At 41.2% G+C, this 21,181-nt stretch carries 21 protein-coding genes and 1 pseudogene; all 22 read left to right on the top strand.

Annotated elements, in window-relative coordinates; all coding sequences use genetic code 11:
* The first annotated feature begins 86 nt into the window (after positions 1-86).
* The 22 genes and pseudogenes from N178_RS19265 (at position 87) to kamA (ending at position 21,179) form a co-directional block, all read left to right on the top strand.
* The gene (locus tag N178_RS19265) at positions 87-653 is read left to right on the top strand and encodes a TetR/AcrR family transcriptional regulator (RefSeq protein WP_045294190.1); all 567 of its coding nucleotides are present in this window, start codon (positions 87-89) and stop codon (positions 651-653) included.
* Between the two features lie 80 nt (positions 654-733).
* Positions 734-1,618, top strand: a complete 885-nt coding sequence (locus tag N178_RS19260) for a 3-hydroxyacyl-CoA dehydrogenase family protein (protein WP_045294188.1) — start codon at positions 734-736, stop codon at positions 1,616-1,618.
* Positions 1,615-2,397 carry an enoyl-CoA hydratase gene (locus tag N178_RS19255; protein ID WP_045294186.1) on the top strand — a complete coding sequence of 261 codons (783 nt, stop codon included), beginning with the start codon at positions 1,615-1,617 and terminating at the stop codon, positions 2,395-2,397. Before N178_RS19260 ends, N178_RS19255 begins: the two co-directional genes overlap by 4 nt.
* Positions 2,398-2,411: 14 nt before the next feature.
* Positions 2,412-2,813, top strand: coding sequence for an acyl-CoA thioesterase (locus N178_RS19250; protein WP_045294185.1), 402 nt, complete (start codon positions 2,412-2,414; stop codon positions 2,811-2,813).
* Between the two features lie 25 nt (positions 2,814-2,838).
* Entirely contained in the window at positions 2,839-3,897 is a 1,059-nt protein-coding gene (locus N178_RS19245) for a phosphotransferase family protein (RefSeq protein WP_045294183.1), read from the top strand.
* Positions 3,894-4,635 (top strand): annotated as a pseudogene (locus tag N178_RS19240) (2-phosphosulfolactate phosphatase). The gene N178_RS19245 and the pseudogene N178_RS19240 overlap by 4 nt, the downstream one beginning before the upstream one ends.
* On the top strand, positions 4,623-6,401 hold the full coding sequence (locus N178_RS19235) for an acyl-CoA dehydrogenase family protein (protein WP_045294181.1): 1,779 nt from the start codon (positions 4,623-4,625) through the stop codon (positions 6,399-6,401). Before N178_RS19240 ends, N178_RS19235 begins: the two are co-directional and overlap by 13 nt.
* Before the next feature lie 11 nt (positions 6,402-6,412).
* Positions 6,413-7,174: an SDR family NAD(P)-dependent oxidoreductase gene (locus N178_RS19230; RefSeq protein ID WP_045294180.1), complete on the top strand. Its 762-nt coding sequence runs from the start codon at positions 6,413-6,415 to the stop codon at positions 7,172-7,174.
* 29 nt (positions 7,175-7,203) lie between these two features.
* Positions 7,204-7,977 (top strand): enoyl-CoA hydratase/isomerase family protein, encoded by a 774-nt coding sequence (locus tag N178_RS19225; RefSeq protein WP_045294178.1) that lies wholly within the window; start codon positions 7,204-7,206, stop codon positions 7,975-7,977.
* A gap of 14 nt (positions 7,978-7,991) precedes the next feature.
* Positions 7,992-8,975 carry a quinone oxidoreductase family protein gene (locus N178_RS19220; RefSeq protein ID WP_045294176.1) on the top strand — a complete coding sequence of 328 codons (984 nt, stop codon included), beginning with the start codon at positions 7,992-7,994 and terminating at the stop codon, positions 8,973-8,975.
* Positions 8,976-9,168: 193 nt separating this feature from the next.
* A complete protein-coding gene (gene pdxS, locus N178_RS19215) occupies positions 9,169-10,053 on the top strand; it encodes a pyridoxal 5'-phosphate synthase lyase subunit PdxS (protein WP_169746694.1) in 885 nt (294 codons plus the stop codon).
* Between the two features lie 37 nt (positions 10,054-10,090).
* Entirely contained in the window at positions 10,091-10,339 is a 249-nt protein-coding gene (locus tag N178_RS19210; protein ID WP_045294174.1) for a ferredoxin, read from the top strand.
* Between the two features lie 214 nt (positions 10,340-10,553).
* Positions 10,554-10,883 (top strand): DUF3870 domain-containing protein, encoded by a 330-nt coding sequence (locus N178_RS19205; RefSeq protein WP_013057066.1) that lies wholly within the window; start codon positions 10,554-10,556, stop codon positions 10,881-10,883.
* Positions 10,884-11,061: 178 nt separating this feature from the next.
* Positions 11,062-11,718: a CoA transferase subunit A gene (locus N178_RS19200; protein ID WP_045294172.1), complete on the top strand. Its 657-nt coding sequence runs from the start codon at positions 11,062-11,064 to the stop codon at positions 11,716-11,718.
* Position 11,719: 1 nt separating this feature from the next.
* Positions 11,720-12,382, top strand: a complete 663-nt coding sequence (locus N178_RS19195; RefSeq protein WP_045294170.1) for a 3-oxoacid CoA-transferase subunit B — start codon at positions 11,720-11,722, stop codon at positions 12,380-12,382.
* The gene (locus N178_RS19190) at positions 12,382-13,572 is read left to right on the top strand and encodes a thiolase family protein (protein WP_045294168.1); all 1,191 of its coding nucleotides are present in this window, start codon (positions 12,382-12,384) and stop codon (positions 13,570-13,572) included. The genes N178_RS19195 and N178_RS19190 overlap by 1 nt, the downstream gene beginning before the upstream one ends.
* Positions 13,560-14,945: an aminotransferase family protein gene (locus N178_RS19185; protein ID WP_045294166.1), complete on the top strand. Its 1,386-nt coding sequence runs from the start codon at positions 13,560-13,562 to the stop codon at positions 14,943-14,945. Before N178_RS19190 ends, N178_RS19185 begins: the two co-directional genes overlap by 13 nt.
* Complete coding sequence (locus N178_RS19180; protein WP_029714294.1) at positions 14,929-16,224, top strand: aminotransferase class III-fold pyridoxal phosphate-dependent enzyme; 1,296 nt, start codon at positions 14,929-14,931, stop codon at positions 16,222-16,224. Before N178_RS19185 ends, N178_RS19180 begins: the two co-directional genes overlap by 17 nt.
* Positions 16,225-16,252: 28 nt before the next feature.
* Positions 16,253-17,710 (top strand): aldehyde dehydrogenase family protein, encoded by a 1,458-nt coding sequence (locus N178_RS19175; protein ID WP_045294163.1) that lies wholly within the window; start codon positions 16,253-16,255, stop codon positions 17,708-17,710.
* 29 nt (positions 17,711-17,739) lie between these two features.
* On the top strand, positions 17,740-19,260 hold the full coding sequence (locus N178_RS19170; protein WP_045294161.1) for a M81 family metallopeptidase: 1,521 nt from the start codon (positions 17,740-17,742) through the stop codon (positions 19,258-19,260).
* On the top strand, positions 19,248-19,727 hold the full coding sequence (locus tag N178_RS19165; RefSeq protein WP_045294159.1) for a GNAT family N-acetyltransferase: 480 nt from the start codon (positions 19,248-19,250) through the stop codon (positions 19,725-19,727). The genes N178_RS19170 and N178_RS19165 overlap by 13 nt, the downstream gene beginning before the upstream one ends.
* Positions 19,728-19,769: 42 nt before the next feature.
* The gene (kamA, locus tag N178_RS19160; RefSeq protein ID WP_045294157.1) at positions 19,770-21,179 is read left to right on the top strand and encodes a lysine 2,3-aminomutase; all 1,410 of its coding nucleotides are present in this window, start codon (positions 19,770-19,772) and stop codon (positions 21,177-21,179) included.
* Positions 21,180-21,181: the final 2 nt, after the last annotated feature.

Raw genomic sequence — 21,181 nt, 5'->3', positions numbered from 1 at the left:
GCTGAACATAAACAAACTTTTTCAAAAGCTCCCTCTAAGCCATGGTATAATTTGTGAAAATGAGAAAAGACAGAGAGGGTTTGACGATGAAAGATTTGATGATGGAACGAAGCATTCAGCTTTTTGCTCAAAAAGGTTTCAAAGAAACGTCTATTCAAGATATTGTAAATGAATTAAACGTCACAAAAGGAACGTTTTATTATTATTTTAAAAGCAAACAAGAGCTTTTAATGGATATTCACCTTCAATATATTGAAAGGTTAATAGAAAACCAAGAGACGATTCTTGCAGATAAGACGACATCTTATCCAGAAAAGCTGCACAGCATTATTTTTAAACTTGTTCATGATATTGAAAAAGAAGGGCTTCGAGCTAAAGTGTTTTTTCGAGAGATGCGTCATTTGAGTGAAGAACACTTAGAACAAATCATTCCAAAGCGCGATCGTTTTAAAGAAAACGTACAGGAAATTATTGAAAAAGGAATGGAAGCAGGGCAGTTCCGTTCAGATTTGCCTTCAGATATCGTGACGCTAGGCATATTAGGAATGACAAATTGGAGCTATTTCTGGTTTCAGCCGGATGGTGAAAAGTCAGATCGAGAAGTTGCGGCTATTTTTTATAAGATGTTGATGAAAGGTATTCAGTCACAGTAGCTGCTAGGTTAGACAGTGCTCGTAAAAGGCGGGAAAGTATAAGCTCTTTCTCTCCTTTTATATTAAAAGGAGGCTATAACATGAATAGTAAAGATATACAGCGTATTGCTGTTATTGGAGCAGGACAAATGGGACATCAAATCGGTATGCTTTGTGCACTTGGAGGATATGAAACAATTATTCAAGATATGAATGAACAATCACTCATTGAGGCGAAAAATAAGCTGGAAGCAATTATAGGCAAATGGGTTCATAAAGGCAAAATCTCTTCTGATGCTAAAGAAGCCGCATTTCGAAGGTTGTCTTTTACAAATACATTAAAAGAAGCGGTTTCAAATGCTGATTTTGTGATTGAAGCCGTTGTAGAAAAGTTAGATGTAAAACAAAGCGTTTTTAAAGAAATAGATGAGTACGCACCAAGTCACGCCATTTTAGCATCGAATAGTTCAACAATTGTTAATTCGCTTATTGCAAGTGCAACAAACCGTCCAGAGCAAATCGTTAACATGCATTTCTTTTTTCCTCCTCTTGTAATGGACTGCGTAGAAGTTGTGATGAGTGAAAAGACAAGTGAAAAAACAGCTCAAACGACCATGGAAGTTTGTAAGCAAATTAATCGCACAGCAGTCCTTCTGAAAAAAGAAATCTCAGGTTTTATCGCCAATCGAATTTTAGGAGCGTTGCAAAAAGAAGCCGTTTTCCTTTACGAAAATGGATACGCAGATTTTGAAGACATTGATACGATTTGCAAAAAAGCGCTCAATCACCCGATCGGTCCTTTTGAATTGATGGATCTCTCGGGAATTGACGTCGGATATTTTGTGATGCAGCAGCGCTATAGTGAAACGGGGGATCCAGAGGACAAGCCAGCTGCGTGCATTGAAGAAAAAGTTCAAAAAGGCGAGCTTGGACGTAAAACAGGAAAAGGTTTTTACACATACCACACACAGGGAGTGAAGCAATGATGAAAAAATTTGTACGTATTGAAAAAGAAGAAAAAATGGCTATTGTAACCATTGATAACCCTCCTTTAAATGTAATGAGTCAGGCTGTTGTGCAGCAGCTTGAAGAAACGTATGAAGAGCTTAGTAAAGATCCTGATGTCATTACAATTATTTTAACAGGAGCGGGCGACCGGGCGTTTATGGCTGGAGCTGATATTAAAGAATTTCCTCAGTTAATGGGACAAAGCGGCATTAAAGAAGAGTTTATGAAAACCCATCGCGTTTTGCAAAAGCTTGAAAATGTTGAGAAACCAACAATTGTCGTGTTAAACGGTTTAACGTTTGGGGGGGGATGCGAACTTGCGCTAACTGCTGATATACGCATTGCCGAAGAACATGCTCAAATCGGTCTTCCGGAAGTGAAGCTCGGATTGTTTCCTGGAGGAGGCGGAACTCAGCGCCTTCCACGCGTAATCGGCGTATCTAAAGCTAAAGAATGGATGTTTGCCGGAAGTCCTGTTTCTGCAGAAGAAGCGCTTCATGCAAGATTTGCCAATCATGTCACGCCTAAAGGAAAAGGGCTCGAAAAAGCAAAAGAGCTGGCTAAGAAATTTAACCGTCACTCTCTTCCGTCACTTTCTCGAATTAAGACAGCGGTAAACGAAGGAATGAATCGTACATTATCTGAAGGTCTTGAACTTGAGGCAGAGCTGTTTGAAGAAATCTTTCAAACAGAAGATATTAAAGAAGGAGTATCAGCATTTATTGAAAAGCGTCCCGCTGTTTTTTCACATAAGTAAAGGAGGAGAAGATCATGTATGAAACACAGGTCAAAGTGCGCTTTTGCGAAACAGACGCACTGGGTCACATTAACAATACGAGCTATTTCATTTATTTAGAAGAGGCCCGGATTGCTTTTTTTGAAGAAATGGGAGCATCTATGCATACAAAAAAGTGGGAGTATATTTTAGCCTCTACTAAATGTGATTTTGTTGCGCAAGGATATTTTAATCAAGTGCTAATGATTAAAACCTTTGTATCTAATGTCGGCAATAAAAGCTTTACAATTGGCCATGAAATTACCGACAGCAAGACGGGATCGCTGATTGCTAAAGGAGAAGCTGTCATCGTGTACTTTGATTTTGATGCACAAAAAAGCATTTCTATTCCAGCGGATATTAAGCAGTTTTTGATGAATTATAAAGTAGCTGTTTAACTACAAAAAAGCAGGTGGTAAAAGAATGGCACAAATCATTCCTGTACGAAAAGGAGAGGAATTAAACACGGAAAAACTGCATCAGTTTCTCCGTGTTTCGATTCCTGATTTACCTAAAGAGCCTCTTTTAATCAAGCAATTTGGATCTGGTGCGTCCAATTTAACCTACGCTCTTTCAGTCGGAGAGTGGGAGGCTGTGTTGAGACGTCCTCCCTTTGGGCCAGTTGCCCCAAAAGCGCATGACATGCAAAGAGAATACAAGATTTTATCTGTTTTATCGAAGTCGTTCCCTCTCGCTCCTAGGCCGTATGTGTTTTGTGAAGATGAGACGGTGGTCGGAAAATCCTTTTTTTTAATGGAACGAAAGCACGGTGTTCTCATCGACACAGCGTTTCCAAAAGAAGTGAAAGAAACGAGCGAACTTTGCCGTCGTATTTCAGAACAAATGGTGGATGTCCTTGTTCAACTTCATGATGTTCCTTATAAAGGCACGCTCCTTGAAGAAATCAGCAAGCCTGAAGGTTTTTTAGAACGTCAAGTACACGGCTGGATTCATCGTTATGAAAAATCAAAAACAAGTCACATACCGGAAGTAGAAGCACTAAAGAAATGGTTGACCACACACTTCCCAACTTCACAGCATTCAACCATTATTCACTATGATTATAAGCTTAACAATACGTTATTTTCACCGGATGGAAAGAAAATTGTAGGATTATTCGACTGGGAAATGACAACCGTTGGAGACCCGCTTGCTGATTTGGGAGTTGCGGTGAGCTATTGGATGGAAGACGGCGACCCTGAACTTTTAAAAAGAGGATTGGGGAACCCCCCTGTTACTGTGCAAAAAAGCTTTTATTCCCGTCGAGATTTTGTAGAAGCGTATGCTAAAAAAAGCGGACGAGATGTTTCACACATTGACTTTTACCTGAAGTTTGCGTACTTCAAACTTGCTGTCATTTGTCAGCAAATTTATTACCGTTATCAAAAAGGCCAAACAAATGATGAACGGTTTTCACAATTTGGAGATTACGTAAAAACACTGATTATTCATGCTCTGCATACAGAACGCGGGCATATATGAAAAGAAAAGTTCACGTAATACTACAAAAAAGAAGAGCTTCTTGCCAAAAAGCTAGAAGGAAAAACGGTCGTTATATTTGACGTCTTATTGGCTACGTCAACAATTGCGGCTGCTTTACAGCAAGGAGCAACGGAAGTTATCCCGGTAAGAAATGAAGAAGAAGCGCGTAATAAAGCAAAAACGTATAAACCTGACGAAATTGCGCTTGTAGGCGAATATAGAGGGAAAACGATTGAAGGCTTTTTTGATCCAAACCCCAGCACATTAAAGCATATTCAACATAAAACAGTTATTTTATCCACCACTAATGGGACGGTGGCCATTCATAACGCTGAAAAAGCAAAACATGTCTATGCAGCTTCACTGTTAAACGGAGAAGCGGTTGCCGGTGCTGTTTGTCAACCAAGTCAAGATGAAACTGTTTTATTGGTTTGTTCAGGTTCATCCGATCGCTTCTGTCTAGAAGATTTATATGGAGCGGGGTACTTTATAAGCTGTCTTCTGCAACTAAAAACATTTTATTTAACGGATGCTGCAAAAGCTGCACTGCTTTTGTATGAGGCTTATGAGCATTCACCTGTTGAAATATTGAAACACTCAGCCGTAGGAGAAATGCTCACTCAGTATGGTTTTCTAGACGAAATTGGCTTTGTAACCCGGAAAAACGTCTATTCCGTAGTTCCTAAGGTAGTGAAAAAAAAGCTAGTAAACGGGGAGGAAACGATATGTCTGAAATGAAAACCGAAGCAAAAGGCGGATCATTTTTACTAAAAAAAACATCTACGCATCACGTTTATACACCCGAAGACTTGACGGATGAGCATCGTATGATCGCTCAGACAGCAAAGCAGTTTATTGAAAAAGAAGTCGACCCTTACCACAGTGACATTGAGCAGCAAGATTTTAATAAAGTAGTAGAATTAATGCATAAAGCAGGCGAGCTTGGACTTCTTGCTCACAGTATTCCAGAAGCATATGGAGGATTAGGTCTTGATAAAGTAAGCAAAGGACTCGTCGGTGAAATCATTGGCCGGACAAGCGGATATGGGGTGGCCCATTCTAACCATACATGTATTGCGACACTTCCTATTACGTATTTTGGCACCAAAAAGCAAAAAGAAAAATACTTGCCTAAATTGGCAAGCGGTGAATATATTGGCGCCTACTGTTTGACAGAGCCAGAAGCAGGTTCTGATGCTCTTGCAGCCCAAACAAAAGCCCTATTAAATCCTGAAAAAACGCATTATGTATTAAATGGAACGAAGCAGTATATTACCAATGCTGCTTTTTCAGATACATTTATTACGTATGCAAAAGTAGACGGTGAACATTTTACCGCTTTTATCGTAGAAAAAGGTTTTGAAGGGCTGTCTCTCGGGCCAGAAGAAAAGAAAATGGGGATTAAAGGGTCGTCTACTCGCCCGGTTATTTATGAAGATTGTTTAGTACCCGTAGAAAACGTACTTGGAGAAGTAGGAAAAGGTCACTTGATTGCCTTGAACGTCTTAAATCTCGGGCGTTTTAACTTAGGTTCTGCGTGTATGGGCGCAGCGAAATATGCGTTTGAACTTGCTTTGACTTATACAAAAGAACGCAAGCAGTTTAAAACAGCTATTGCAGAATTTAATGCTTCAAAAGAAAAAATAGCTAAAATGGCAGCGCGTATTTTTGCCTCTGAATCTATGCAATACCGGACAGCTGGTTTACTAGAAGAAGCGCTTGGTGGTTTATATGAAAGTGAAAATCATAAGTTAGTAGCTAAACAGCTGGCTGAATTTGCAATGGAATGTTCAGTATGTAAAGTGTATGGATCGGAAACTCTTGATTTAATTGCCGATGAATCGCTGCAGCTTCATGGCGGCGCAGGGTTTATTCAAGAATATAAAATAGAGCAAGTATATCGTGACTCACGCATCAATCGTATTTTTGAAGGTACAAATGAAATCAACCGCCTTTTGCTTCCAACTCAGCTTCTAAAAAAAGCGGGCAAAGGTGAAATAGAGCTGAGCAAACAAGTAGAGCATGCCCTCAGTGAATTGATGAGCGGTCAGTGGGAAACACCTTCAAATGAACTTCTAGCACGAGAAAAGCAGGCTGTTATTACCACAAGACATTTGTTTCTTGCTTTGTTAGGAACAGCATTCCAAACGTTTCAAGCCAATCTAGCGCAAGAACAAGAAACGCTGATGAAACTAGCAGAAATTGCTGTTGGGCTATTTGCTATGGAGTCATCTGTGCTACGCGTGGAAAAAGCCGTAACCAGAAATGGAGAAGAAAAAGAAACGTTAAAAAGCAAGCTCACAGCAACAGTTGTTAGTGAAACGCTCTTTGAAATTGAAAAGCAGGCTCGACAATTAATAAACGGGATGTTAACGGGTGAAAAACACCGACAGTACCGTACAATTCTTGGAAAATGGATGAATGATTTGCAAAGTGAAGGAGAGTTCACGCGCAATCGAGACATCGCCCGGGAATTTATCGACAGCGGGCGATATGTTGTATAAGGAGGGGTAATATGCGTTTTGAAGGGCAAATAGCTGTTATTACAGGAGCTGGAAGCGGCATTGGAGAAGCGACTGCTCAGAAAATGGCACAAGAAGGCGCTCGCGTCATTCTTGTCGGGCGAACGAAAGAAAAACTAGTACAGGCTGCATCCGCTATTGACACACGGTGTGAACGAAAATGCACGGATATTTTCCCCGCTGATGTAACGAAAGAAAGAGACGTCAAAGAGCTGGCTGAATTTATAAAAGAAAAGTACGGACAATTTCATTTATTAATTAATAACGCAGGCGGATCTGTGAATTCAACCATCAAAGAAACAACTCTTGGACAGTGGAAACACGTGCAGGACGTCAATTTAACAAGCGTATTTCTTGTAACAAAACATTTGATTCCTTTGTTAACTGAAGAGGTAGGAGGAAATCGATCTATTGTTAACATCGCTTCTCTTTCAGGACATAAAGCAGGTGCACAAATTCCCCACTACAGCGCTGCTAAAGCTGCTTTAATTAACTTTACAAAAGCAATGGCATTTGAATTAGCACCTCACGGAGTCAGAGTAAACTCTGTGTCTCCTGGATTCGTAGAAACACCTTTAACACAGCCTGGACTTGAAAATGAGCGCTTCACTAAGGCAATCGAAAAAAATACGGCTTTAAAGCGTATTGGTAAACCAGAAGAAATTGCAAACGTTATTGCTTTTGCAGCGTCTAAAGAGGCATCGTATATGACTGGAAGTGATTTGTTAGTAGACGGCGGGTGGCTTATCGTTTAATACAAAGTAAAGAGGAGGGAATTCGAATTATGAGTGATTTAGTAGTAGAAAAGCAGGGGACTATTTTATCTTTAACGTTAAATCGGCCGGATCGCTTAAATGCATTCAGTGAGGAAATGATTGAAAAGTTAACAGCTGAAATAAAACAGGCACAAAGCGATGAGTCTATTAAAGTGGTTATATTAAATGGAGCAGGGCGTTCGTTTTCTGCCGGAGGCGATGTGAAAACAATGGGCCAAGCATCCGGAGTGGATGTTTATGAACATATCGGCCGTTTAAATGAATGTATCCTAACGATGCAAAATTTAGAGAAGCCAATTATTTCAGCAGTTCATGGATTTGCAGCAGGAGCAGCTTTTAATTTAGCTCTCGCTTCTGACTTTATCATTGCGTCAGAAGAAAGTCGGTTCGTATTAAGCTTTGCTCAAGTTGGCTTGATTTCAGACGGAGGAGGTCTTTACTTTCTTACAAAGGTCGTCGGCCCTCACAGAGCTAAGGAACTGTTATTTTTAGGAGAGCCTATGGATGCCGACACAGCTTACAAAGCTGGTTTTTTAAACCGTGTAGTGCCGTTAAATCAGCTGAAAGATGAGGTTACATCCTTTGCAAGCCGCTTATCACAAGGACCGACTAAAGCGTATGGGAAAATGAAAAAAATTGTGAATGATTCATTCCATTTAACGTTAGAACAAGTTCTCGAACAGGAAAGGCTAACGCAAGTTCTTATGGTAGAAACGAGGGATCACCAGGAAGGAATATCTGCGTTTAAAGAAAAAAGAAAGCCACTATTTCAAGGGAAATAAAAGGGGGATCTATGATGAAAGCCATTCAATTTACGCAGTACGGAGGACCTGATGTTCTGCAAGTTATCGATATTGCACGCCCTGTACCGAAAAAGAAAGATGTGCTCATTAAAGTTGCGGCAATTGGCGTTAATTACGCCGACGCTGCGCGGCGTGAAGGAGCATATGTAGTCGAAACGCCGCTGCCTTTTATTCCAGGCTCTGAAGTTGCGGGAGAAGTGGTCGAAGTAGGTGAAGATGTAAAAGGAATAAAAGTAGGGACAAAAGTGGTGACGCTGCTAGGATCTAATCGTGCAACAGGCTACGCTGAGTACACGCTGGCAGATTCAAGAGGCCTCATTCCTTTGCCGGACGATGTGGATTTAACACAAGCGGTTGCTTTGCCTCTTCAAGGACTAACGGCTTATCATATTTTAAAAACAATGGGTCGCCTTGAAAAAGGAGAAACCGTCATCGTTCATGCGGCAGCAGGCGGTGTCGGAACCTTAGCTGTTCAGCTTGCGAAAATTTTTGGAGCTGGAAAAGTTATTGCTACAGCGAGCTCTAAAGAAAAGCTTGAGCTTGCAAAAAATCTTGGAGCCGACGAAGTGATTAACTATACAGAAACAGGCTGGGAAAAACGGATTTTAGAAGTAACAGAAGGAAAAGGAGCCGATATTATTTTAGAAATGGTAGGAGGGCATATATTCTATGAATCTCTTCAATGTCTTGCACCATTTGGGCGCCTCGTTTTTTACGGAATGGCTAGCGGAAAATCTGTAAAGTTTAACCCTGCTCGCCTCATGGAAAAAAATCAGGCAGTTCTCGGCTTTTTCTTACCTCAAATGATGGCAAAACCAGCACTTTATCAGCAAAGCCTGCATGAGCTATTAAACTACGTGAATTCCGGTCAGTTAAAATTAATGCTGGGCGGTACATTTTCACTTGAAGAAGCAGCAGATGTACATCGTCTGCTTCAAGGAAGAAAAACGACCGGAAAATTAGTGTTAGTTCCTTAACAAAACAGCTTCCGTCTCTAATAGGGATGGAAGCTGTTTTAGTTTAAAAAATTGGCTTTCGCCTGCCAAATTTTTAAAAACCGCTTAATAATTTGGCATAAAAATTAGTGCTTTTCACTAATTTCTTCTATATTTTAACACTGGCATGGAAGTTGCATAATAAGTGTTTGAACATATAAAGGAGGAATTGAATATGGTGAGAAATGGAACGGACCGCGTGAAGCGGGGAATGGCGGAAATGCAAAAAGGCGGCGTTATCATGGACGTGATCAATGCAGAACAGGCAAAAATTGCAGAAGCAGCAGGCGCTGTTGCCGTTATGGCGTTAGAGCGTGTTCCAGCTGATATTCGTGCAGCAGGCGGCGTGTCTCGTATGGCAGACCCAACAATTGTTGAAGAAGTGATGGACGCTGTATCCATTCCAGTTATGGCAAAAGCTCGTATCGGCCATATTGTTGAAGCACGCGTGCTAGAAGCAATGGGTGTAGACTACATTGACGAAAGTGAAGTGCTGACTCCAGCTGATGAGGAATATCACCTTAACAAAAGTACATTTATGGTTCCATTTGTATGCGGATGCCGTGATTTAGGAGAAGCAGCAAGACGAATTGGTGAAGGTGCTTCCATGCTTCGTACAAAAGGCGAACCAGGAACAGGAAATATCGTGGAAGCCGTGCGTCATATGCGCCAAGTTAACGCTCAAGTACGTAAAGTGGTAGGCATGGATGAAGACGAGTTAATGACAGAAGCCAAACTATTAGGTGCCCCTTATGAGCTATTACTGCAAATTAAACGTGAAGGGCGCTTACCGGTTGTAAACTTTGCAGCAGGCGGCGTAGCAACACCAGCGGACGCAGCGTTAATGATGCAGCTCGGAGCAGACGGTGTGTTCGTTGGTTCAGGAATCTTCAAATCAGATAACCCTGAAAAATTTGCGCGTGCAATCGTCGAAGCAACAACACATTATCAAGACTATGAACTGATTGCAAGCTTGTCAAAAGGATTAGGAAGTGCAATGAAAGGAATTGAAATTTCATCATTATTACCAGAAAATCGCATGCAAGAGCGCGGCTGGTAATGAGTAATAACTTTTAAATTTAGTCAGGAGAATGATAATGGGGAAATATACGATAGTCGATAAAGAAACGTGTATTGCGTGCGGTGCATGCGGAGCTGCGGCACCTGATATTTATGATTATGATGATGAAGGAATTGCGTTTGTTATACTTGACGATAATCAAGGCACGGTTGAAGTGCCCCAAGAGTTAGAAGACGATTTAATAGATGCGTTTGAAGGCTGTCCAACAGAGTCCATCCGTATAGCAGATGAAAAGTTTAACGGAGACTCGAATAAATTTCAATGAAGAAGAATAAATAAAAAAATAGAAAGTTTTTTTAAAAGAAAAGAAGGATTTTGTCTAGAAAAGGCGAAATGTTAGTTGTGTAAGAACATATCTTTTTAAAAATGAAAGCACTTACATAACTAAAAGCATATGAGATGATCTCATTTGATCTTTCAGAATTATTACTGTAAAAGTGCGAAGTAATCAAATAGTTTTTAAAAGGAGATTAAGGGGCATGCAAATACTGAATACAGTCATTGTGACAGGATATGCAAAAGCTCCACAGGGAACTTCCATGTATGAAATGTATAAGCATGCGGGAATTGTACTAGAAGTGGATCTGACAGAGCATAAAATTGTAAATGCTGAGTTTACGTTTATTACGGAGCTGACGCAAAATTTTTTCCGGAAGCTGCTTATTGGTTACTGCCTTGCAGATGGAATTGAACCTCTTATTGAACGTATTCAAAATTATTATTTTGCTCCATCTCAACAGGCGATTATCGTAGCGCTTCAGGCTGCAATCCAACGTTACTGGGATAATGTAAATCAAAAAATTACATAGCGTTTGGTTAGAATAAAGTGAGAAGACAACCTCTTTTCATGGTCTTATTAAAACCAAGCAGACACACACGCTTTGCAAAGAGTGGGGACATCCCTGTTTCTTTGGGGAGTCATTGTGTCCTGCTTGGTTTTTTTCGTGTAAAGCGCTGTGAAATATAAAAAGAAAAGGAGGAAATAAAATGAACAAAATCATCACGCGCGAAGAAGCAGTGGGAAAAATAACAGATGGCGCACGCATTATGGTAGGTGGATTTGGTCTTGTTGGAAGCCCGCTTAGTCTGATTGAAGCGATTGCCAAATCAAACCTTAAAGATTTAGAGATTATTAGTAATAACCTCGGTGAACCTGGAAAAGGATTAGGTGTATTGGTTCAAAAAAAACAAGTAAAAAAAGCCATAGGGTCTTATTTTACTTCTAATCCTGAAGTTGTACACGCTTATCAAAAACGAGAACTTCAAGTGGAGCTCATCCCGCAAGGAACAATGTCCGAGGCTATTAGAGCAGGAGGAGCAGGCATAGGCGGGTTTTACACGCCTGTGAGCGTAGGGACTCAGCTCGCTGAAGGAAAAGAAGAACGAGTGTTAAAAGGAAAAAAATATGTTTTGCAAGAATCGCTGCACGCAGATGTAGCTCTTATAAAAGCTAAAAAAGCAGATCGACTCGGAAATCTTATTTACAGCAAATCAGCAAGAAACTTTAATCCAATGATGGCAACGGCCGCTGATATCGTGATTGCGGAAGTAGAAGAAGTGGTTGAAGTTGGACAAATTTCTCCTGAAGAAATTGTAACTCCTCATTTATACGTTACTTATATCGTAGTGAAAGGAGAAAAATAAGATGAACGTCAAAGAATATATTGCTGCGCGTGCTGCAAAAGAGCTTTGTCACGGAGATGTAGTGAACTTAGGAATAGGGATTCCTACTCTGGTTGCTAATTATATTGCACCCGATGTTCACGTGTTTTTACATTCAGAAAACGGGATTCTCGGCGTTGGCCCTACTCCTGAAGAAGATTATATAGATCCAGAACTTGTGAATGCTGGAAAGCTGCCCGTCACGGTTTTGGAAGGTTCCTCGTTTTTTAACAGCGCCGATTCTTTTGCCATGATACGCGGAGGCCATGTGAATGTATCGATTCTTGGAGTGCTTCAAGTAGATGAAGCAGGCCGAATTGCGAACTGGGCTGTTCCTGGTAAAAGTGTTCTTGGTGTAGGGGGAGCCATGGATTTATTAGAAGGCTCAAAAAAAGTGATTGTTACGACTCTTCATACGAATAGTCAAGGAGAGTCAAAGCTAGTTGGGAAGTTAACCTACCCGCTTACTTCAGAGCGACGAGTCGATATGATTATTACGGAATTAGCCGTCTTTTCGGTAACGGATTTTGGTCTTGAACTTCTTGAAACAGCTCCAGGTGTTTCTTTAGAGGAAGTAAAACAAAAAACACAGGCTTCTTTTCACATTTCTAAATTGTTTAGTAAAGACAATGAGGTGACGGCATAATGGCAGTGATTGTAAATGCATTTCGAACTCCTATTGGAAAGTTTGGCGGTTCGCTTGCAGATACGCTTCCGGAAGAACTAGTCTCTCTTGTGATGAAAAACAATTTGTCTTCAGCCGGATACACGTCAGAGGTTGTTGATGAAATTATCGTCGGACAAACGAAACAAAGCGCTCATGCTCCTAATATAGCAAGAGTAGCTGGGCTGAAAGCTCAATTCTCTGAACGTATTCCAGCTTATACGGTGCATCGCCAGTGCGGCTCAGGCATGCAGGCTGTAATGAATGGAGCCATGTCCATTTTATCGGGTCAAGCCGAAGCGGTATTAGCCGGAGGAGTGGAAAGCATGTCTCAAGCACCGCACTATACGGTAGGCACTCGTTTCGGTTTTCACGTTGGTGATTTAACACTCTATGACTCTAATACAGAAAGTCAGCCAAAATCACAGCCTGAAACGTTATACGGAACTTTTACGATGGGACAGACAGCCGAGTGGCTCGCTGAAAAGTATAGTATTAGCCGCGCGGAACAAGATGAGTTTGCTTTTTATAGTCAGGAAAAAGCTAGGCGGGCTATAGAACTTGGTTTGTTTGAAGAAGAAATTATCCCTGTGCCTGTAAAAGAAGGAAAAAAAGGAATGGGGCACTTTGCAACAGATGAATTTCCTCGTCTTACTAGCAAAGAAAAGCTTGGTGCGCTTAATGCAGTTTTTCAAAGGAATGGAACGGTGACGGCTGGAAATTCATCCGGCAGAAACGATGGGGCTTCGATGCTGCTGCTGATGTCGGAAGAAAAAGCTGAGCACCTCGGATTAACACCTATGGCAAAGATTGTGTCGTTTGCCGCAGCTGGCGTCTCACCAAAGGAAATGGGGATTGGCCCCGTTTCGGCTACACAAATTGCTTTAAATAAAGCCGGTTTAAGCTTAGATGATATGGACTTAATTGAATTAAACGAAGCTTTTGCCGCCCAAAGTATTGCTTGCTTAAGAGAATGGAACATCACATCAGAGAAAGTGAATGTAAACGGAGGAGCAATTGCGCTTGGACATCCTTTAGGCTGCTCCGGGGCAAGAATCATCACAACTCTGTGTCATGAGCTCCAAAAGCAAAAAAGACGATACGGCCTCGCAACTATTTGCGTTGCAGGAGGCTTAGGAATGGCGATGGTGGTGGAAAGATGGACAAAATAAAAAGAGATTATGTGTTTCATAGAGATTTAACAAAAAAGTATCCAATGATCACGTACGGTGAAGGAAGCTACTTAATAGATGAGCAAGGAAAAAAGTATTTAGACGGCTGCTCCGGGGCCGTGGCGGCAAATTTAGGGCACGGCATTGGACAAATAGCCGAGGCGATGGCTGAGCAGGCAAAAAACGCGGCGTTTGTTCATACATTGCGTTTTGAAACGGATGTTTTGCATAAACTTGCAGGTGTCATTGGTAAAATGGCGCCCCCTCATTTAAACAAAGTCTATTTTACATCAGGAGGATCAGAAGCAAATGAAAGTGCATTAAAATTAGCAAGGCAATATCACAGAGATGCCGGAAAGACGCAAAAACACATCGTAATCGGAAGGTGGCAGTCTTATCACGGAAATACGATAGGCGCACTATCAGCTGGAGGAGACGTAAAAAGACGATATCCGTATACACCTAATCTTTTACATTTTGCGCACGTTTATTCTCCTTATTGTCATCGCTGTCCGTATAATCGCAATCAAGAAGACTGCGTGGCAAATCAAAACTGGAGCTGCGTCACCGATATTGAACGAACCATTTTAGAGCTCGGTCCAGAAAATATTTCAGCTTTTATCGCAGAACCCATTGTAGGAAGTCAGCAAGGAGCTGTTGTACCTCCGCTTGACTATTTCAAAAAAGTACGTGAGCTCTGCAGCCGCTATGACATTCTTTTAATTATTGATGAAGTTATGACAGGCTTTGGGAGAACAGGAACTGATTTTGCAGTGGAACAATTCGCAATCGAACCGGATATTCTAACTTTTGGTAAAGGAGTTTCAGCAGGGTACGCTCCTTTAGGAGGAATGATTGTCCATGACCGTCTGATTCAAGGGCTGTTAGAAAATAGCAGCGGGAAATTCCTCCACGGCTATACGTACAGTGGACATCCTGTTTCGATAGCGGCAGGACTTGCTGCTTTGGATATATATGAAGAAATGAATATTCTTCAAAACGTAGAAACTCAAGGCGCGTATTTAATGGAATGTTTAGTAGCTCTGCAACGCAAGCATCCTTATATTTCAGATATTCGAGGCCGCGGGCTTTTAATCGGATTAGAACTAATGAAAGATGCTAGTCAACAAGTATTTTTCAATCCAAGTGAAGCAGCCAGCGAAAAGCTCAATGAAATTTGTATGGAGCTTGGAGGTGTGTTTTATCCAGGATCTGGATCTATAGATGGACATAAAGGAGAACATATGATTATCAGTCCTCCTTTAAATATAACGAAAGCAGAAGTTGATGAAATAGTGAGATTGCTAGATCATGCATTTTCTATTTTTCATCAGCACATAAGAAAGGATGAGTCATATGAAAGTGCAAAATAAAACAGAAGAGCTTCAAATCAAAGGAAAAAAACATTTATCACCGGTGATGACAAGAGTAACAGAGCTTGTTATTGAAAAAGCTCACGGTGCTAAATTCTGGACAGCTGATGGAACGGAATATATTGATTTTGTATCAGGAGTAGCCGTTAATGCAGTGGGCCATACACATGAAAAGATGGTAGAAGCGATTAAAAAACAAGCAGATCAGCTGCTTCACCTCGGCTTAAATTACGGATACTACGAAACAGCTGTGAATTTGGCAGAAAAACTTGCGCAAATTACGCCAGGAAACTTAGATACGGTTTTCTTTTCAAACTCAGGCGCAGAAGCCATTGATGGAGCACTTAAGTTAGCAAAAGCGGCCACTGGCAGACCAGCGATTATTGCTTTCGAAGGTTCTTTTCATGGCCGTACATTAGGAGCTACAGCTATTACGGCTTCAAGCTCCAAGTACCGAAGCTACTACGAGCCGATTTTAGGAGAAGTGTATCACGCGCCTTATCCGTATCCAAGTCAGCTTCCTAATATTGACGAGGAAGAAGCGGAAGCATATTGCTTAAATCAACTGCAAAAGCTGTTTGAACTGCGAGTGGATCCTTCACGCGTAGCGGCGATTGTAATTGAGCCAGTCATGGGCGAAGGAGGCTATTACCCTGCTCCTTCTAGCTTTTTACGCGCACTGAGAGACATAGCGAATGATTATGGCATTCTGCTTATCTTTGATGAAGTGCAAACAGGATTTGGGCGCACTGGAAAAATGTTTGCCGCGGAACATGCTGGAGTCACACCAGATATTTTAGTTTTAGCAAAAGCTCTTTCCGGTGGTATGCCACTAGGAGCAATTGTAGCAAGCCGAGAACTGCATGAGAAATGGCCAACAGCTGGACATGGTTCTACTTTTGGTGGAAATCCAGTATCGTGCGCAGCTGCTTTAGCTAATATTTCAATCATCGAAGAAGAAAAGCTTGTAGAGCGCAGTGAAAAAGTAGGTGCCGATATTGTTAAACGTCTTCAGCATTCTATCGGACATTTACCGGCTATTAAAGAGGTTAGAGGAATTGGTATGATGATTGGCATTGAATTTCATGTTGAAACAGCGGCTGCTTATGTCCCTGTTATTAAATCAAAAGCGCTGGAAAGAAGACTGCTTATCATGAACTGTGGAGTCAAAGGGCAAACCATTCGCTTAATGCTGCCCCTAAATATTGATAAAGACGTGCTGGATCAAGGGCTGTCTTTATTAGAAGAAGTCATCACAGAAGCAGTTTCAATCAACTAGCTTTTTAAATGAAAAGGAGGATAACAATATGAGTCAAACTAAAACCGAACTGCTGCAAGGAAATTTATACATTAACGGCGAGTGGGTAAGTGAAGAGAAGCAAACCTATTTTGAAAGTATAAACCCTGCAACACAAGAGCTCGTCGGAACGTGCGCAGCCGCTACGGCTAGTCAAGTCGATGCTGCGGTAAACGCGGCTAGTACAGCTTACAGCCACTGGAAAAATACATCTATTCCTGAACGTGCAGCATTTTTAACAAAAGCAGCTTCGCTTTTTGAAGACAGAAAAGAAGAGCTAGCTCAAGTGATGACAAAAGAAATGGGAAAACCACTGACAGAATCCATAGGAGAAGTTGGTGTCGTCATTGCAACAGCTCAGTATATGGCGGGAGAAGGAAGACGTTTGTTTGGCGAAATAGTGCCCGCTGGCTTTCCTGACCGAGATATAAAAATGGTTCGCGAACCGCTTGGAGTTGTGGCATGTATTACACCTTGGAACTTTCCTGTTTCTCTCGCTTCTTATAAAATGTTTGCTGCTTTAATCGCTGGCAATACGGTTGTTTGGAAGCCGGCTTCAGAAGTGGCGCTCTCAGCGAAGATTTTTATGGAAGTATTGCACGCTGCGGGGCTTCCAAAAGGAACAATTAACTTGCTTACAGGATCGGGCAGAATCGTTGGACAAAGACTTGCTATACACTCTGAAGTGAAAATCATCTCATTTACAGGTTCTACGGAAGTTGGTCAGCAATTAGCAGAAATGAGCAGCAAAACCTTAAAGCGTATTTCTTTAGAGCTAGGAGGAAAAAACGCGGTTATCGTATTAAAAGATGCCGATCTGGATAAAGCAGCAGAAGGAATTGTTAAATCAGCATTTACGACAACGGGGCAGCGCTGTACCGCAGCTAGCAGAGTCATCGTGGATCGTTCAGTAAAAGAAGAGCTGTTGAAAAAAGTAATAGCTCTTACAGAAGAAATGAAGATTGGAAATGGTCTTGAACAAGGAGTTGTGATAGGACCGCTTGTCAATGAACAGCAGTGTCGTTTAGTAGAAGGTTACGTACAAAAAGCGGTAGAAGAAGGCGGGAATATTGCGCTTGGAGGTCGTGCTTTATCAGAATTAGGGGCTTGTTATTACATGCCTACCATCATCGATAACGTCCATTCGAATCACACAATTGCTCAAGAAGAGATTTTTGGCCCCGTGCTTGCTTTTATTGAAGTAAATGGCTATGAAGAAGCAATGAGCGTCAATAATGGAACGATGTACGGACTTTCCACTTCTATTTATACAAGCAGCTTACATTATGCCAGCCGAGCGGCGAAAGACGCTGTTAGCGGATTAGTCTATATCAATAACGGAACATCTAATGCTGAAATGGGAGTAGCATTCGGAGGAATGAAAATGTCTGGCAACGGCCACAGAGAAGTTTCTCATCATGCATTTGATGTAATGACAGAATGGAAGTCTGTCTACACCAACTATTAATCTCGCACCTTAGCGAAAAGGAGGAGCACATGTCTTCATATCGCATTGGCATTGCCTTTTTTTATCATGAATCTCACAGCTTTAGTCCATTAAAAACAGAAATAGAACAGTTTGTACAAGAAGGGTATTTTGTTGGAACGGAAATATATAAAGCATACTCAGGAACCAAAACAGAAGTAGGGGGATTTTTGGATGTATTAAAGCAAGAAGAACAAGTAGAAATCGTTCCCCTTGTTTGTGCAGCTGCAGTTCCGTCTGGGGTTGTATCTTCGGCGGCTTATTACACAATTGAAAAGCAAATGCTGCATGCGCTTACTCACGCCGGCCCGCTAGATGGCTTGCTAATCGCTTTGCACGGCGCAATGGTAGTAGAGCATCATTTCGATCCTGAAGCTCATTTGTTAGGTCAAATAAGAAGTTGTATAGGAAATAACGTTCCTATTGCTACTACGCTCGATATGCATGCAAATGTCAGTGAAGATATGCTTACGTACACGCCGCTTCACTTTGGTTTTAAAACATATCCTCATGTTGATATGTACGAACAAGGAGTCAACGCTGCGCGAGCGCTTTTAACCCAAATAAAAGAAAGCGCTATCTATTATGCATCTTTAAAAAAATTGCCTATGCTGTTGCCCTCAATTAATATGCGAACAGCAAAAGGCCCTATGAAAAAAATGATTGACCTTGCTAAGCAAGTTGAGCAAGAAGAAGACGTATATAGTGTTTCCGTTTTTGGAGGCTTTCCATATTCCGATATTCCAATCGCCGGAGCAAGCGTGCTCGTAGTTGCTTTGAATCCTGAAAAAGCAGAAAAAACAGCAAATACACTAGCTTCTCAGTTTTGGAGTATAAAAGAAGAATTTATAGTCGATTTGCCTACCGTTAAAGAAGGTCTGCAAACAGCGTTAAAACTATCCAACACAAAGCCGATAGTGCTCGCTGATATAGCAGATAATCCTTTAAGCTGCGGAAGCGGCGATACAACAGAGCTTTTGGAATACATGATGAAGCTAAATATGACGGGAACTTTGTTTGGAGGTCTTTATGACCCTGACTCTATCAAACACTGCGTGCAGGCGGGAATAGGAAATTACGTCTCTCTTTCTTTAGGAGGAAAAGTTTCTCCTGAGTTCGGAAAGCCCGTTGAAGTTGAGGCCAAGGTCGTTGCTTTGTCGGAAGGTGAGTTTTACAATTCAGGACCGTTTAATCAGCATTTAAAAGTAAATGTAAAAGGTGCAGCTCACATTCAAGTAGGAGAATTGGACATTTTGCTGATTGGAAGGCCGGTATCAGCAAATGATCCTGAACTTTTTCGCCATATTGGCATTGAGCCAGCGACGAAAAAAATCATTGGTTTAAAAGCTAAAAATCATTTCAGAGCCGCTTTTGAACCGCTTGTAGGATCTATCATCTATGTTGATGGTCCAGGCGTAGCGTCAAATCGCTTAACGACCTTTAATTATCAGCACCTTCCAAGTCCAATATGGCCGCTGCAAGATGCAAAATATGAAAGTGAAAAAAGGAGGAAAGAAAAATGGATGCATTAAAAGAGCAGTATTATATCGAAATCCCACAGTCGTTAAGTCCCGCGCAGCAAAAAATGATGATTGAACTTGAAAAAGATGCGTTTCCGGGCATGGGAGCCGTTGATGAACAGACGCTTGTGCCTTTAGCGCGCTACGGCAAGCTCATTCAATATTTCCAGGAAAATGACGCAAGGCCAATTGCCATTTGCGAGCTGCTTCGAGATTACAAAGATGTCACAAAAGCTTATATCTTTGGGTTCTACGTCCGCTCTGATAAACAAGGAAGCGGAATTGGACAGCTGTTCTTAGAAGAAATATTTTCGATTCTACAAAAAGATAGTTTTGAAAGCGTTTGTTTGACTGTGAATGTAAAAAATGAAGGCGCTGTTAAGCTGTATAAAAAAATGGGCTTTACGATTAAAGAAACGCGAGCAGGAGAGTTTGGCGAAGGAGAAGACCGCTATTACATGGTGCGGTCAATTTCTTAGTAGAACATCTATTCAAAAAATGAACTTTGGAGGGAATATAAAATGAAAAATACATTATATAAAGCAAGCAGACACTGGAAAGAAATCGAGCTTTGGAAAGATGTAACGGACGAGCAGTGGAACGACTGGGTATGGCAGCTGACAAACACGATTAAAACATTGGAAGATTTAAAGAAAATCATAAATTTAACACCTCAAGAAGAAGAAGGTGTTAAAATTGCAACCAAAACGATTCCGTTAAACATTACTCCTTATTACGCATGGTTAATGGATGTGAACGATCCGAAATGTCCAATCAGAATGCAGTCCGTTCCTATTTCAGAAGAACTGCATAAAACAAGATATGATTTAGAAGATCCGCTTCACGAAGATGAAGATTCACCGGTTCCTGGCTTAACGCACCGTTATCCCGACCGCGTGCTGTTTTTAGTTACAAATCAATGCTCTATGTACTGCCGCTACTGTACAAGAAGACGTTTTTCAGGACAAATCGGCATGGGCGTTCCAAAAAAACAGCTGGATACAGCTATTAATTACATTGCAGCCAACCCTCAAATTCGTGATGTATTAATTTCCGGAGGAGACGGCCTATTAATCAATGACAATATTTTAGAATATATTTTGAAAAATTTGCGCGATATTCCGCACGTAGAAATTATTCGTATCGGTACAAGAGCGCCGGTGGTGTTCCCTCAGCGCATTACAGAAAATCTGTGCAACATCTTAAAGAAATATCATCCGGTTTGGCTAAATACGCACTTTAACACATCAATTGAAATTACAGAAGAATCCAAACGTGCTTGTGAAATGCTTTCGAACGCAGGAGTTCCAGTTGGAAACCAAGCGGTTATTTTAGCTGGAATTAACGACAGCGTGCCAATCATGAAGCAGCTTATGCATGATTTAGTAAAGATCCGCGTGCGTCCTTATTATATTTATCAATGTGATTTATCAGAAGGAATCGGCCATTTCCGTGCGCCAATCAGCAAAGGGCTAGAAATTATGGAAGGACTTCGCGGTCATACGTCCGGCTATGCAGTTCCTACGTTTATCGTGGATGCTCCTGGAGGAGGCGGTAAAATTCCGCTGCAGCCAAACTACATTATTTCTCAAAGCTCAAATAAAGTGGTGCTTCGAAACTTTGAAGGTGTTATTACGTCTTATCCGGAGCCGCAAAATTATCAAAGTGGCAGCGCAGAAGAATTTTATAAAAAAGTATATCCTGAAGTGTTTGAAAAATTTGAAAGCAACGGTGTTCTTTCAATTATTGATGATACAAAGTTCAACTTAACGCCGGAAGGTCTAAACCGTCTTGACCGCCGAAAAACGTATGACCAAAATCCAGAGCATAGCTCTTTGAAAGACAAGCGTGAAAAGCGCGATCAATTAAAAGAGAAAAAATTTGAAACACAAATGAAAAAATACGAAACGGCGGGAGCGAAGGAGGAATAATA

The organism is Priestia aryabhattai B8W22 (assembly GCF_000956595.1).
Taxonomy (GTDB): Bacteria; Bacillota; Bacilli; order Bacillales; family Bacillaceae_H; genus Priestia; species Priestia aryabhattai.
The sequence above is the reverse complement of the archived record's forward strand: the minus strand, read 5'-3'. Positions and strand labels throughout refer to the sequence as shown.

Excerpts from the sequence above, each read along its gene's own strand:
- N178_RS19265 (WP_045294190.1), top strand. The coding sequence starts at position 87 with ATGAAAGATTTGATGATGGAACGAAGCATTCAGCTTTTTGCTCAAAAA.
- N178_RS19260 (WP_045294188.1), top strand. The coding sequence starts at position 734 with ATGAATAGTAAAGATATACAGCGTATTGCTGTTATTGGAGCAGGACAA.
- N178_RS19255 (WP_045294186.1), top strand. The coding sequence starts at position 1,615 with ATGATGAAAAAATTTGTACGTATTGAAAAAGAAGAAAAAATGGCTATT.
- N178_RS19250 (WP_045294185.1), top strand. The coding sequence starts at position 2,412 with ATGTATGAAACACAGGTCAAAGTGCGCTTTTGCGAAACAGACGCACTG.
- N178_RS19245 (WP_045294183.1), top strand. The coding sequence starts at position 2,839 with ATGGCACAAATCATTCCTGTACGAAAAGGAGAGGAATTAAACACGGAA.
- N178_RS19235 (WP_045294181.1), top strand. The coding sequence starts at position 4,623 with ATGTCTGAAATGAAAACCGAAGCAAAAGGCGGATCATTTTTACTAAAA.
- N178_RS19230 (WP_045294180.1), top strand. The coding sequence starts at position 6,413 with ATGCGTTTTGAAGGGCAAATAGCTGTTATTACAGGAGCTGGAAGCGGC.
- N178_RS19225 (WP_045294178.1), top strand. The coding sequence starts at position 7,204 with ATGAGTGATTTAGTAGTAGAAAAGCAGGGGACTATTTTATCTTTAACG.
- N178_RS19220 (WP_045294176.1), top strand. The coding sequence starts at position 7,992 with ATGAAAGCCATTCAATTTACGCAGTACGGAGGACCTGATGTTCTGCAA.
- pdxS (WP_169746694.1), top strand. The coding sequence starts at position 9,169 with ATGGTGAGAAATGGAACGGACCGCGTGAAGCGGGGAATGGCGGAAATG.
- N178_RS19210 (WP_045294174.1), top strand. The coding sequence starts at position 10,091 with ATGGGGAAATATACGATAGTCGATAAAGAAACGTGTATTGCGTGCGGT.
- N178_RS19205 (WP_013057066.1), top strand. The coding sequence starts at position 10,554 with ATGCAAATACTGAATACAGTCATTGTGACAGGATATGCAAAAGCTCCA.
- N178_RS19200 (WP_045294172.1), top strand. The coding sequence starts at position 11,062 with ATGAACAAAATCATCACGCGCGAAGAAGCAGTGGGAAAAATAACAGAT.
- N178_RS19195 (WP_045294170.1), top strand. The coding sequence starts at position 11,720 with ATGAACGTCAAAGAATATATTGCTGCGCGTGCTGCAAAAGAGCTTTGT.
- N178_RS19190 (WP_045294168.1), top strand. The coding sequence starts at position 12,382 with ATGGCAGTGATTGTAAATGCATTTCGAACTCCTATTGGAAAGTTTGGC.
- N178_RS19185 (WP_045294166.1), top strand. The coding sequence starts at position 13,560 with ATGGACAAAATAAAAAGAGATTATGTGTTTCATAGAGATTTAACAAAA.
- N178_RS19180 (WP_029714294.1), top strand. The coding sequence starts at position 14,929 with ATGAAAGTGCAAAATAAAACAGAAGAGCTTCAAATCAAAGGAAAAAAA.
- N178_RS19175 (WP_045294163.1), top strand. The coding sequence starts at position 16,253 with ATGAGTCAAACTAAAACCGAACTGCTGCAAGGAAATTTATACATTAAC.
- N178_RS19170 (WP_045294161.1), top strand. The coding sequence starts at position 17,740 with ATGTCTTCATATCGCATTGGCATTGCCTTTTTTTATCATGAATCTCAC.
- N178_RS19165 (WP_045294159.1), top strand. The coding sequence starts at position 19,248 with ATGGATGCATTAAAAGAGCAGTATTATATCGAAATCCCACAGTCGTTA.
- kamA (WP_045294157.1), top strand. The coding sequence starts at position 19,770 with ATGAAAAATACATTATATAAAGCAAGCAGACACTGGAAAGAAATCGAG.